Source organism: Amycolatopsis sp. NPDC058986, assembly GCF_042741125.1.
In the GTDB taxonomy this organism is placed as follows: domain Bacteria; phylum Actinomycetota; class Actinomycetes; order Mycobacteriales; family Pseudonocardiaceae; genus Amycolatopsis.
The window spans coordinates 21379-33385 of the sequence record NZ_JBHYJW010000084.1; the positions used below are offsets into that span (position 1 = coordinate 21379).

The 12007-nt window shown below is 69.5% G+C and carries 13 protein-coding genes and 1 pseudogene; 7 read left to right on the forward strand and 7 right to left on the reverse strand.

Annotated elements, in window-relative coordinates; all coding sequences use genetic code 11:
• Nucleotides 1–37 precede the first annotated feature (37 nt).
• The 4 genes from clpX to tig all read right to left on the reverse strand — a co-directional run bounded on the left by clpX (nucleotide 38) and on the right by tig (nucleotide 4388).
• A complete protein-coding gene (gene clpX, locus ACFW0G_RS41540) occupies nucleotides 38–1333 on the reverse strand; it encodes an ATP-dependent Clp protease ATP-binding subunit ClpX (protein ID WP_378331042.1) in 1296 nt (431 codons plus the stop codon).
• Nucleotides 1334–1556: 223 nt separating this feature from the next.
• Nucleotides 1557–2210: an ATP-dependent Clp protease proteolytic subunit gene (locus ACFW0G_RS41545; RefSeq protein WP_378331043.1), complete on the reverse strand. Its 654-nt coding sequence runs from the start codon at nucleotides 2208–2210 to the stop codon at nucleotides 1557–1559.
• A gap of 26 nt (nucleotides 2211–2236) precedes the next feature.
• Nucleotides 2237–2842, reverse strand: a complete 606-nt coding sequence (locus tag ACFW0G_RS41550) for a ClpP family protease (RefSeq protein WP_378331044.1) — start codon at nucleotides 2840–2842, stop codon at nucleotides 2237–2239.
• A 151-nt stretch (nucleotides 2843–2993) separates the two neighbouring features.
• Nucleotides 2994–4388: a trigger factor gene (gene tig, locus ACFW0G_RS41555; RefSeq protein WP_378331045.1), complete on the reverse strand. Its 1395-nt coding sequence runs from the start codon at nucleotides 4386–4388 to the stop codon at nucleotides 2994–2996.
• A 259-nt stretch (nucleotides 4389–4647) separates the two neighbouring features.
• Between tig and ACFW0G_RS41560 the strand changes: the two genes are divergently transcribed.
• Together ACFW0G_RS41560 and ACFW0G_RS41565 are read left to right on the forward strand one after the other, a co-directional pair.
• On the forward strand, nucleotides 4648–6183 hold the full coding sequence (locus ACFW0G_RS41560) for a molybdopterin-dependent oxidoreductase (RefSeq protein ID WP_378331046.1): 1536 nt from the start codon (nucleotides 4648–4650) through the stop codon (nucleotides 6181–6183).
• A gap of 78 nt (nucleotides 6184–6261) precedes the next feature.
• Complete coding sequence (locus ACFW0G_RS41565) at nucleotides 6262–7770, forward strand: sensor histidine kinase (RefSeq protein WP_378331047.1); 1509 nt, start codon at nucleotides 6262–6264, stop codon at nucleotides 7768–7770.
• Here ACFW0G_RS41565 and ACFW0G_RS41570 read toward each other — a convergent pair.
• On the reverse strand, nucleotides 7758–8351 hold the full coding sequence (locus ACFW0G_RS41570; protein ID WP_378331048.1) for a hypothetical protein: 594 nt from the start codon (nucleotides 8349–8351) through the stop codon (nucleotides 7758–7760). The genes ACFW0G_RS41565 and ACFW0G_RS41570 overlap by 13 nt on opposite strands.
• Nucleotides 8352–8638: 287 nt before the next feature.
• Here ACFW0G_RS41570 and ACFW0G_RS41575 point away from each other — a divergent pair, with 287 nt between their 5' ends.
• On the forward strand, nucleotides 8639–9376 hold the full coding sequence (locus ACFW0G_RS41575; protein WP_378331049.1) for a PP2C family protein-serine/threonine phosphatase: 738 nt from the start codon (nucleotides 8639–8641) through the stop codon (nucleotides 9374–9376).
• Between the two features lie 23 nt (nucleotides 9377–9399).
• Here ACFW0G_RS41575 and ACFW0G_RS41580 read toward each other — a convergent pair whose 3' ends face one another.
• Both ACFW0G_RS41580 and ACFW0G_RS41585 read right to left on the reverse strand, forming a co-directional pair.
• Nucleotides 9400–9891 carry a DUF2127 domain-containing protein gene (locus ACFW0G_RS41580; protein ID WP_378331050.1) on the reverse strand — a complete coding sequence of 164 codons (492 nt, stop codon included), beginning with the start codon at nucleotides 9889–9891 and terminating at the stop codon, nucleotides 9400–9402.
• Between the two features lie 221 nt (nucleotides 9892–10112).
• Nucleotides 10113–10283: pseudogene (locus ACFW0G_RS41585) on the reverse strand (zinc finger protein); the annotation flags it as partial.
• Between ACFW0G_RS41585 and ACFW0G_RS41590 the strand changes: the two are divergent.
• From ACFW0G_RS41590 to ACFW0G_RS41605, 4 genes are all read left to right on the forward strand, one after another.
• On the forward strand, nucleotides 10228–10449 hold the full coding sequence (locus ACFW0G_RS41590) for a Scr1 family TA system antitoxin-like transcriptional regulator (RefSeq protein WP_378331057.1): 222 nt from the start codon (nucleotides 10228–10230) through the stop codon (nucleotides 10447–10449). The pseudogene ACFW0G_RS41585 and the gene ACFW0G_RS41590 overlap by 56 nt on opposite strands.
• Nucleotides 10449–10568, forward strand: a complete 120-nt coding sequence (locus tag ACFW0G_RS41595; protein ID WP_378331051.1) for a DUF397 domain-containing protein — start codon at nucleotides 10449–10451, stop codon at nucleotides 10566–10568. The genes ACFW0G_RS41590 and ACFW0G_RS41595 overlap by 1 nt, the downstream gene beginning before the upstream one ends.
• Nucleotides 10561–11091: a GNAT family N-acetyltransferase gene (locus ACFW0G_RS41600; RefSeq protein ID WP_378331052.1), complete on the forward strand. Its 531-nt coding sequence runs from the start codon at nucleotides 10561–10563 to the stop codon at nucleotides 11089–11091. Before ACFW0G_RS41595 ends, ACFW0G_RS41600 begins: the two co-directional genes overlap by 8 nt.
• Nucleotides 11092–11255: 164 nt before the next feature.
• Entirely contained in the window at nucleotides 11256–11963 is a 708-nt protein-coding gene (locus ACFW0G_RS41605; RefSeq protein ID WP_378331053.1) for an RraA family protein, read from the forward strand.
• Nucleotides 11964–12007 lie beyond the last annotated feature (44 nt).

Genomic DNA, 12007 nt, shown 5'->3' on the forward strand with positions numbered 1-12007 from the left:
GAAATTCTCTCAGAGCCCCCGAACGGGGCAGCCGGCACTAGGCCGACTTCTCCCCGCGCTCGCTGCGGGCCCGCCGCGACGGCTGCCGCGCGACGATCGTCGGGTTCACGTTCTCACGCACGGTCTGCTCGGTGATCACGACCTTCGCCACGTCGTCGCGGCTCGGGATGTCGTACATGACCGGCTGCAGCACCTCTTCCATGATGGCGCGCAGACCACGGGCACCGGTACCGCGCAGCACCGCCTGGTCGGCGATCGCCTCGAGCGCGGTCTTGGTGAACTCGAGCTCGACGTTGTCCATCTCGAAGAGCTTCTTGTACTGCTTGACCAGCGCGTTGCGCGGCTGGGTCAGGATCGAGACCAGCGAGTCCTTGTCCAGGTGGTTGACCGTGGCGACCACCGGCAATCGGCCGATGAACTCCGGGATCAGCCCGAACTTGATCAGGTCCTCCGGCATGGTCTCGGAGAAGATGTCGCTCTCCTCGATCTCGGCCTTGGTGCGGATCTCCGCGCCGAAGCCGAGGCCGCGCTTGCCGACCCGCTCGTTGATGATCTTCTCCAGCCCGGCGAACGCGCCGGCCACGATGAACAGCACGTTCGTCGTGTCGATCTGGATGAACTCCTGGTGCGGGTGCTTGCGGCCGCCCTGCGGCGGCACCGAGGCGGTGGTGCCCTCGAGGATCTTCAGCAGCGCCTGCTGCACACCCTCGCCGGACACGTCGCGGGTGATCGACGGGTTCTCCGACTTGCGGGCGATCTTGTCGACCTCGTCGATGTAGATGATGCCGGTCTCGGCGCGCTTGACGTCGTAGTCGGCGGCCTGGATCAGCTTGAGGAGGATGTTCTCGACGTCCTCGCCGACGTACCCGGCCTCGGTGAGCGCGGTGGCGTCCGCGATGGCGAACGGCACGTTCAGCAGCTTGGCCAGCGTCTGCGCGAGGTAGGTCTTGCCGCAGCCGGTGGGGCCGAGCATCAGGATGTTCGACTTCGCCAGCTCGACGGACTCCTCCTTGGAGTCCTTCGGCCCGGCCTTGTCGTCGGCCTGGATGCGCTTGTAGTGGTTGTAGACCGCCACCGCGAGGGTCCGCTTGGCGTCGTCCTGGCCGATGATGTACTGCTCGAGGAACTCGTGGATGTCCGCGGGCTTGGGCAGCTCGTCGAGTTTGACGTCACCCGCCTCGGCCAGCTCCTCCTCGATGATCTCGTTGCAGAGGTCGATGCACTCATCGCAGATGTAGACGCCGGGCCCGGCAATGAGCTTCTTCACCTGCTTCTGGCTCTTCCCGCAAAAAGAGCATTTCAGCAGGTCTCCGCCGTCACCGATCCGTGCCATGGCCGTTGACCTCGTCCCCTCCGGCGCGGGGGTCCGCGCCTGACTGTGTTGCCGCCCACCCGGTCACCCGCGACCAGGTGGAGCCTCACGCATTGCCACTGACGGTACCCGTCCGACACCGCGAGCGGGAACACCCGCGGCCCCAACCGAGCAAGCCAGAGAACGACACTAAACCAGGAAGCCGGTGCATGTCGTCTTCTCGACACGCACCGGCCCGGCGGATCTAGTTGGCCGACCCCTTACGGTACGGCAGCACCTCGTCGATGATGCCGTACGCGAGCGACTCTTCGGCGGTGAGGATCTTGTCCCGCTCGATGTCGGCCTTGATCTGCTCGACGTCCTTGCCCGTGTGCTTGGCCAGGATAACCTCCATCTGGCGCCGCACCCGCTGGATCTCGTTGGCCTGGATCTCCAGGTCGGAAACCTGGCCGTAGGTGCCCTCGGTGGCGGGCTGGTGGATCAGCACGCGGGCGTTGGGCAGCGCGAGGCGCTTGCCCTTGGTGCCGGCGGCCAGCAGCACCGCGGCGGCCGAGGCGGCCTGGCCGAGGCAGACGGTCTGGATGTCCGGGCGGACGAACTGCATGGTGTCGTAGATCGCCATCAGCGAGGTGAACGAACCACCCGGCGAGTTGATGTACATGCTGATGTCGCGGTCCGGGTCCTCGTGCTCGAGGTGCAGCAGCTGGGCCATCACGTCGTTGGCCGACGCGTCGTCCACCTGCACGCCGAGGAAGATCGTCCGCTCCTCGTACAGCTTGTTGTACGGGTTGGACTCCTTGACGCCGTAGCTCGTGCGCTCCACGTAGGACGGGAGGATGTACCGCGACTGGGGGACGTTGCCGGCCGGGAAGTCACCCGGGAGCCGGAAGTTGCTCATGAGAGGTCTCCTGTGTGCCTTCGCGCTCAGTTGGTCGAGTTCGGACGGTTGCCCGCGGTCAGCACGTGGTCGACGAAGCCGTAGTCCTTCGCCTCCTGCGCGGTGAACCAGCGGTCGCGGTCGCCGTCCTTGATGATCTGCTCGACGGTCTGCCCGGTCTGCTCGGCCGTGATCTTGGCCAGCTCCTGCTTCCACTTGTTGAACACCTCGGCCTGGATGGCGATGTCGGAGGCGGTACCGCCGACACCGGCCGAGGGCTGGTGCATGAGGATGCGGGCGTGCGGCAGCGCGTACCGCTTGCCCGGGGTCCCCGAGGAGAGCAGGAACTGCCCCATGGAAGCCGCCATGCCCATCGCGTAGGTCGCGACGTCCGGGCGGATCAGCTGCATGGTGTCGTAGATGGCGAACCCGGCGGTCACCGAGCCACCCGGCGAGTTGATGTAGAAGGTGATGTCGGACTCGGAGTCGTCCGCGTCGAGCAGCAACAGCTGCGCGGTGATCCGGTTGGCGACCTCGTCGTTCACCTCGGAACCGAGGACCACGATGCGCTCGGAGAGCAACCGCTCGAACACCGAGTCGGTCAGGGTGAGCCCCGCGGTGCCGGTCCGGGCCTCGGGCTTGTGCTGCGTCACGTCTGCCTGCCTTTTCGCCGCCGACGGCCCTCTGTGTCCCAGCGGGCCGCCTCGTTTCCAGATGCTCAAGATCTTGCAATCGACCCTAACGAACTCGGGCGGTGCAGAATGCCTGACACCGCCCGAGTTCGCTCAGAGCTTCATGAGGAGATCACTCCGCCGGAGTCTTCGCCGTCTCCTCGGTGACCTGCGTCTCCTCGGTTGCCCCGGCATCCGCCTCGGGGGTCTCCTCACCGAACAGCTCGGTGAGGTCGACCTCGGCGCCGGAGGCGTCGGTCACGGTGGCCTTGCGGACGACCGAGGCGAGCGCCTTGCCGCGGCGGACGTCGGCGAAGATCGCGCTCAGCTGACCGGACTGCTGGGCCCGCTGGACGTACTCGTCGGGGCTGATGCCGAAGCGCTGGGCCTGGTAGATGATCCGCTCGGTGAGCTCGCCGTCGTTGACCGAGGTCTTCTCCTCGTCGGCGATGGTGTCGAGCAGCAGCTGCGTGCGGACGGCCTTCTCGGACTCGGTGCGGACCTCGTCGTTGAACTCGTCCAGCGTGCGGCCCTCGGCTTCCAGGGCCTTGGCGAACTGCGCCTCGTCGTGGTCGAACGGGTGGACCGCGTCGTGCTTGCGGTTCTCGATCTCGGACTCGAGGACCTTCTCCGGGATCGGGACCTCGGTGCGCTCGAGCAGCTCGTCGAGGACCTTGTCACGGGCCTGGACGCCCTGCTGCATCTTCTTGACGCGGCCCAGCCGCTCGCGCAGATCGGCCTTCAGCTCGTCCAGCGTGTCGAACTCGCTGGCGAGCTGGGCGAACTCGTCGTCGGCCTCGGGCAGCTCGCGCTGCTTGACGGTCTGGACGGTCACCGTGACCTCGGCGTCCTTGCCGGCGTGCTCACCGGCGACGAGCTGGGTGGTGAACGACTTGGTCTCGCCGGCGTTCGCGCCGATGATCGCGTCGTCGATGCCGTCGACCAGCTGACCGGAGCCGATCTCGTAGGACAGCCCCGTGGTGGAGGCCTCCTCGACGGCCTGGCCGTCCACGGTGGCGGCGAGGTCGATCGAGACGAAGTCGCCGTTCTCGGCCGGGCGCTCGACACCGGTCAGGGTGCCGAAGCGGGCACGCAGCTCGTCGAGCTGCTCGTCGACCTCGGCGTCGGTCAGCTCGACATCGTCGACGCTGATCGTGAGGCCTTCGAGGTCGGGCAGGGTGATCGCCGGGCGGACGTCGACCTCCGCGGTGAACTCCAGGACCTCGCGGTCCTCGAGCTTGGTCACCTCGAACTCGGGCTGGCCCAGCGTGCGGACCTCGCCGGCGCGGACGGCCTCGATGTACTTGGCCGGGATGGCCTCGTTGACGACCTCGTCGAGCACCGGGGCGCGCCCGATCCGGCTTTCCAGGACGCGAGCGGGTGCCTTTCCGGGCCGGAAACCGGGGATGCGCACCTGCTGGGCGATCTTGCGGTACGCGGCGTCGAAGTTCGGCTTGAGCTCGTCGAACGGCACCTCGACATTGATCTTGACTCGCGTCGGGCTGAGCTGCTCGACGGTGCTCTTCAAGGTCTTCTCCTCGAGCGGTAAACGATGTGAGTGGTCAATCCATGCGAATTGCCCCGGTCACCTGCTACGGACCGGGAGAACCGAGTCTAGGCCAGCCGCCTGCCGCCACCCGGTCCGGGGGCGCCGGATCGTCCGCGGGGCGTGTCCCGTCGCGCGAGCGGGGGTGCCGGGGCCTAAGGTCGGCCTCCCGGACCGCGTTCCTGGACACTCCGTGTCACTGCCTTTACGCTGTGTCAATAGCCCTCTCCGAGGAGGTCGGATGGCTGTGCCGGATCCGTTGCGGTACCCGATGCGCCGACGGGCGGACGGGCAGTTCGAGCGGGTCTCGTGGCGGGTCGCGCTCGCCGAGATCGGCGGGCGGCTGCGGCGGCTGGTGCGCGCCCACGGCGGCGGCGCGGTGGGCTGGTACTTCGGCGACCCGCTCGCCTTCTCCCGCACGGAACCGGCGGAACCGCCGTGGCACGAGGACTTTCTGCGCGCGCTCGGCACCGGGCACGTCTACTCGGCCGGGGCGCAGGACATCACCAACCGGTTCGTCGCGAGTCACCTCCTCTATGGGCCGACGCACCGGGTGCCGGTCCCCGACCTCGCCCGCACGGACCTCGTCCTCGCGCTCGGCGCGGGCCCGGCGGACGGCCCGGAAGCGCCGAGGATCCGGAAGCAGCTGCGGGCGGTGACCGGCTGCGGCGGACGGGTCGTGGTGCTGGATCCGGTGCGGTCGGAGACGGCACGGGCGTTCGAGCACGTCCCGCTGCTGCCCGACGGCGACCCCTGGCTGCTGCTGGCACTGCTGAACGTGATCTTCGCCGAGGGCAGGGAACACGTCAGGACACTGCACCGGACCGTCGGCGCCGAAACGCTGCGCCGCATCGTGACCCCGCACACCCCGGAAGCCACCGAATGGCACACCGGCGTCCCCGCCGACCGCGTGCGCGGGCTCGCGCGGGAGATCGCCCGCGCCGAACGTGCCGTCGTCTACGGCCGCGCCGGGACGTGCGCCGGGCCGTTCGGCCCGCTCGTCGCCTTCCTGCTCGACGCCGTCACGATCGTCACCGGCCACCTCGACAGCGAGGGCGGCCTGGTGGCCGATCGCGAGGCGTTCCCGCTGGAGACGATCGCCGAACGCGCCGGGCTGCTCGGCGCCCCGGCGGGCGGCACGCTCGACGTGCTGGGCACACTCCCCGCGGCCATGCTCGCCGTGAAGTCCACCTCACCCGGCCCGGACCGGCTGCGGGCGCTGTTCGGCTCCGACGGCAACCCCGCGCTGGCGGCACCCGACGCCGCCGAACTGGAGTCCGCGATGCGGGGGCTCGACCTGTTCGTGTCGATGGGCCGGTACCTCGACGACACCAGCAGGCTCGCCCACTACCTGCTGCCGACCACTCCCTGTCCGGACGCGGACGGCGAGGCACGCACGGAACAACGGATCGTCGAGGATCTCGCGCTGCGGGCCGGAATCGTGCCGGTACTCCCCGCCGTGCTGCACCGGATCGGCCGTCCGCTGGCGGATTTCCGGCACCGCCGGGGCACTTCCGTCGTGACGCGAGCCGAACCGGCCGACGGCGGCTACCTGTTCGGCGAACCGCCCGGCCCGCGGATTCCGGTGCCCGCGCGACGAGTCCGGCTGGCACCGCCGGTGATCGTGGCCGAGGTCACCCGCCTCTCCGAACGCTCCGACACCGTGCCCGCCGTGCCGCTGAAGGAGATCGCGGTCCACGCCGAGAACGCCTGGCTGTACGACGAAACCCTGATGCGGCGCGCGCGGCGGCTGGCCCCGCGTGCCGCGTCGACGTGACCGGGCCGAAATCGGCCACACAGCCGCTTCACAGGCAGTACACATCGGACGCACACGGCGCCCGCGCACGCTCGAACCATGGCAGCACCGGCGAGGACGGAGACGCGCCGGTGGCACCGGCTCGCCCGGCTTCCGCTGCGCACGAAGCTCATCGCGTCGATGCTGCTCCTGCTCACCGTGGTCTGCCTGATCATCGGTGTCGTCAGCGAATTCGCGCTGAGTGCCTTCCTCACCCGGCAGACCGACAGCCAGCTCTACGCCGCCGCGGGCCGGGCGCGGGAGTTCGCCGCACGCGTGCCGTCCGGTGGCCCGCCGAGCGGACGCAGCCCGCTCAACGCGCCCGGACAGGCGGCGGGGACGGTGACCGCCCAGGTCTCCGACGGCGAAGTCGTCGACGCGGCAACACTTTCCGCACACGGCCAGCGACAGGAACTCACCGACGATCAGGAGGACGTGCTGCTGGCCGTCCCGGTCGACGGCAAGCCGTACACCCGGTCGCTGGGTGATCTCGGGGAGTACCGGCTGGCGGCGTTCGCCGTCCCCAGGGGCGTCGTCGTCACGGGCGTCCCGTTGAAGCCGATGCACGACACGCTGCTGACCGTCGGCCTGATCCTGTTCGGGGTCGCCGCGGCCGGGCTCGTCGGCGCGGGCTTCCTCGGCGCGTTCGCCGTCCGCCGCACACTGCGCCCGCTCGACCGCGTCGCCGCGACGGCGAGCCGGGTTTCCGAACTCCGGCTCGATCGCGGGCACGTGGCTCTCGAAATCCGGGTCCCGGCGGCGGACACCGATCCGCGGACCGAGGTCGGCCAGGTCGGCGCGGCGCTGAACCTCATGCTGGGCAACGTCTCGCAGGCGCTGGAAGCCCGTCATGCCAACGAAACCCGCGTACGCCGGTTCGTCGCGGACGCCAGCCATGAACTCCGGACTCCCCTGGCCGCGATCCGCGGTTACGCCGAACTCGCCGAACGGGGAAGCGCTCTCGTGCCCCCGGACGTCGCCCATTCGATGACCCGGATCCGGTCCGAAGCCGACCGGATGACCACGCTCGTCGAGGATCTGCTGCTGCTCGCCCGGCTCGACGCCGGCCGCCCGCTCGACGCCGGCGAGGTCGACCTGACCCGGCTGGTGGCCGACGCCGTCGGCGACGCGCACGTCGCCGGACCGGCGCACCACTGGCAGCTGCGGCTGCCGCCGCATCCGGTGCCGGTCTTCGGCGATGTCCAGCGGCTGCACCAGGTACTGGCGAACCTGCTCGCCAACGCCCGCACGCACACCCCGCCGGGCACGACCGTGGTCACCGCGCTGACGCTTTCACCGGAAGGAAGCCCAAACGGAAGCGCTGTCCTGACCGTCACCGACGACGGCCCCGGCATCGCGCCGGAGCTGCTGCCGAGCGTGTTCGAACGGTTCGCGCGCGGGGATTCCTCGCGCTCGCGGGCGGCGGGCAGCACCGGGCTCGGGATGGCGATCGCGGCCGCCGTCGTCACCGCGCACCACGGAACCATCGGAGTCCACAGTGGACCGGGCCGCACCGAGTTCACGGTGCGGTTACCGGTGGGCCCCCGCGGCGGTTTTCACCGTGGCTGACCGGACCGCCCGACGTACGCCTCGCCGCGCGGGGAAAGGCGATAGCCGACTTCGAGACTGAGCGTGAGGCCCAGATCCTTGAGCTTGCGGACATTCCGCTTGAACACCAGCAGATCGTCCCAGCCGAGTTCCGCGGCCAGCTCCGCCGCGCGACGTCCCGGGTGCGCGGCGATCGCGGCGAGTGTCTCGGCGGTCCACGCGCCACGCGGATTCGCTGCGTCGAACCGGGTCAGCCGCGCCTCGATGTCGGTGACGTCTTTTTCGGTCAGCTCGGCACTTTCGGCCAATCGCGTGCGCGGATCGGGCTCGTCGACGCGGTGGAAGCGGACGCGGTACAGCGGCGTCTCGGGGTTGCCCCGCAGATCGGCGATCAGGGCGGCACGATCTTCGTACCCGGCCTGGGCGGCGTCGGCGTCAGTGAGGTCGTCCTCGGTGACGTGCTCGACCGCGTCGACCTCGATCATGCCCGTACCGGTGCGGTAGCGGTGGCCCGCGATCGCCTTGTTGCGCGCCCAGCGGCGCACCATCAGCGTCACCGTGCCGGCCTCGATCCCGGCCCGCAGCCGCTGCTCGAACAACATGCGCCCATCGTACGGCCCGCGTCCGCCGGTCTCGCAGGTCCTTTGTGGACGGCGAGGTGCCGAAGGACGCCTTGCGTGCGTTCAGTGCACTGAAGGCGTCCTTCAGCACCGCCAACGCACTGAAGGCGTCCTTCAGCCCGGTCGGCCACGTCCGGGTGAAACCGGGCGAATGTGGGCTGCGCGACATCGGGAAGATCGTCAGGAATGCCTCACGAACGCCTCAGCCTTAGCACAGGAAAGAAGCGGATCCTGATCTCAAGGGGGTTCGCTCGGGCGAGGAGGACGCCATGATCGGGGTACGCCGGGGGCAGTACTGGCACACCGCCAGCGCGCGGGGTCCGCGCGCGAACAATGCCGACGCCGTCGGCGCGTACGCCGTGAAGGGCGGCCCGGGGCTCGTTTTCGCGCTCGCGGACGGCGTCGGCGATTCGCCCGACGCCGCCCGCGCGGCCCGCACCGCGGCGGCGACGGCGGCCCGCGCGAACATCGCGGACGGTCCGGTCGCGGCGATCCTGGCCGCCCAGCGCGCGGTGCACGCGCTCGGCGGAGACGGTGACGCGGTGCTCGTCGTCGCGATGCCGACGGCCACCGGCTACCGCATCGCCTGGGTCGGCGACGTGCGGGCGTACGCCTGGGACGGCGTCCTGCTCAGCCAGCTCACCACGGACCACACGCTCGCCCAGTACTTCCGCGCCCGGCACCAGCCGACCACGCCGCGCATGGAGCACATGGTCACCACCAGCGTCCGCACCACGCACCCGCACGAGATCGGCACCGCCGAGCTCACCGGGTCCGGCGGTCTGCTGCTCAGCAGCGACGGCGTGCACAAGACGGTGCCGCTGGCGACGATGCAGCACATCCTGGCCGACCCGGCGGGCAGCGCGCAGGGCCTCGTCGACAGGGCGATGGCGCTGGGTGGCACCGACAACGCGACGGCACTCTTCGTCGAACCGCTCGCGGACGCCGTCACCGGCCGCATCGACACCGGTGACGCGGTCACCGCCCGATTTCCCCTCGCCGCGTGAGCCAGGCCCGTGACCGGGCTTGATCACTTGATCGAACGCTCGCGTTTGAGCTGCCGGTACTCCCTGAGCACCAGCACGATGATCACCACGTCGAGTGCGGCGAAGAACGGCAGCGCGATCGAATGCGTGTGGATCGCGCGGATGACCTCGTAGACGACGAACGCGGCCAGCACCAGCGCGGCCACCGGGTAGGCCCGGACGATCTTGCGGGCCAGCGCCCACACCAGGCCGAGCTTGATCAGGCCGTGCGCGAAGAGGTAGGCGACCGCGAACGTCTTCGTACCGCCGTTCACGAAGTCCTCGGCAGCCTGCTGGAAGTGGTGGGACAGCGTGCCGCCGGGGTCGCCGAGCAGGTCGCGGGCGAGCACGGCGTGGGTGAACCCGGTGACCACGGAGCCGGGGACGAACGCCAGGATGACCGCGCCCACGACCTGGAGCAGGCCGTCCAGGCCCTTCAGCGCGATCGCGATCCGGAAGAGCTTCTCGGTGGTGCTTGTCGACGTCCCATCGGCCATACGGGCCAGCTTGCCCCAAACGGCCGACGGCTGCATCAGGAGAAATCAGGAGGTCGAGGTGCGTTCCGGGCGCTTCGGGCACTTCGCGTGGCGGGCGGCGCGGCCGGTGGGATCGGTGCCGTAGAAGGGAAAGCAGGCAGCGTCGCCAGGACGGCGGCGTTGAGCGGCGAGAGAGCCCCGAAAGTCGCGAAGGCGGTCGAGAAGGCGTACGTCGCTCTCAATCACCGATGCTGCAGCCATGCCTTCTCGCACGATGTACACGTCGGATCGAACCAATTCCCTCCGAGCGCGAGAACGTCTTCGCGCATTACGACGACTTCGACGCCGCAGAGGGTTGTGAAATATTCTCGCGGCCGAGGAACAAAAGCGCCGTCGAATGCGTGGCGCTTCCCTTCAGCCTGCTCGCAGCCTGTCGTATACCTGGAGCACTACCGCGGGAGCGGCTTCCTGTCTGATGAAGGGGATGTCGCGGACTACCGAGAACTCGCTAAGGTCCTAGGCAAGAAGGCACTGGGCGAGGAAGCCTCGCGGGAGCTACTCGTGGAGGCATCGGGATAGTGGAGGTCGCGATCGAGGCGGTAGTGGGCATCCGCGACACCAAGGACCGTCCTGGCGGTCAGCTGACCGTCTCCCATCAGGCCTGGTCAGCAGCCCTCGACAGCCTCCGGCATGGCTGATCCGGCGGTCCGGCTGCGCCCGGTCGGCGTGGCTGATCTGGAGATGTTCCGCCGCTTCGCCACAGAACCAGGACTGATCGGTCTCGACTGGTCCGGTTTCCGCGACGCCCAGGCCCCAGGACGACGTTTCGCGGAGGACGGCTACCTCGGCACCGAGGACAGCCGCCTCATCGTCGAAGTCGACGAGCAGGACGTCGCGGGCTTCGTGAGCTGGAGCGCGGGCAGCTACACCCGCGACGCGAAATACTGGGAGATCGGCATCGCCCTGCTCCCCGGGTGGCGCGGCAAGGGCATCGGCTGGCGCGCCCAGGCCATGCTGTGCGACTACCTTTTCGCGCACACGCCCGTCCAGCGTATCCAGGCCGCCACCCACCCCGAGAACCTCGCCGAGCAAAAATCCCTCGAAAAGGCCGGTTTCCACCTCGAAGGCGTCGTCCGCGCCTGCGAGTTCCGCGCGGGCCACTGGCGCGACGGTCACCTCTACAGCCGCCTCCGCACCGACCCCGCCCCTCCCACCTCCTGAGATCTCCCCCCAATCACGCGAGTTCCGCCTCCCATCACGCGACTTCCGCGCCTGATCACGCGAACCGACCCCTCCAAGCACGCGAACCGACCCTCCAGGCACGCGAGTTTCCGCGCTGTGCCAAGGGAGTGTACGGTCCTCGGCTTCCTGACTAGAGTCGCGGAATGGACCTCGAGAAGCTGAGACAGCGGTTCGCGGCACTGACCTGCGCCCATCTCACGGACGCGTGCGTCCGCGCTCATGTCCCGGTGCGGTGCGCACCTTCGTCCGTGCAGGCCGCGGTGGCGGGCACCCGGCTGATCGGCCGGGCCGCACCCGCCCGGCACGTCGGCAGCGTGGACGTCTTCCTCGAGGCGTTCACGAACGCGGAGCCCGGCGGCGTGCTGGTGGTCGACAACGGCGGCCGGACGGACGAGAGCTGCGTCGGCGACCTGGTCGTCCTCGAGGCGCAGGCGGCCGGGCTGAGCGGCGTCGTGATCTGGGGCCTGCACCGCGACAACGCCGACATCCGGACGATCGGGCTGCCGGTGTTCAGCATGGGGTCGATCCCGACCGGGCCGCTGCTCCTGCAGAGCCGTCCGGCCAACGCGCTGGAATCCGCCATCGTCGGCGAATGGACCGTGACCCGCGACGATCTCGTGCTCGGCGACGACGACGGCGTCCTGTTCGTCCCGGCCGACCGCGCCGACGAGCTGTTCACGCTCGCGGAGACGATCCGCGACACCGAACGCAGTCAGGCCGAGCAGATCCGCTCCGGCGACACGCTGCGCAAGCAGCTCCACTTCGACGCTTTTCTCACCGCGCGCCGGAAAAACCCCGCCCACACCTTCCGCGAACACTTGCGTTCCATCGGCGGCGCCATCGAGGAGTAGCAATGCCGTTAAGGCCACCTTACGGGCGTCTGACGCCCGTAAGG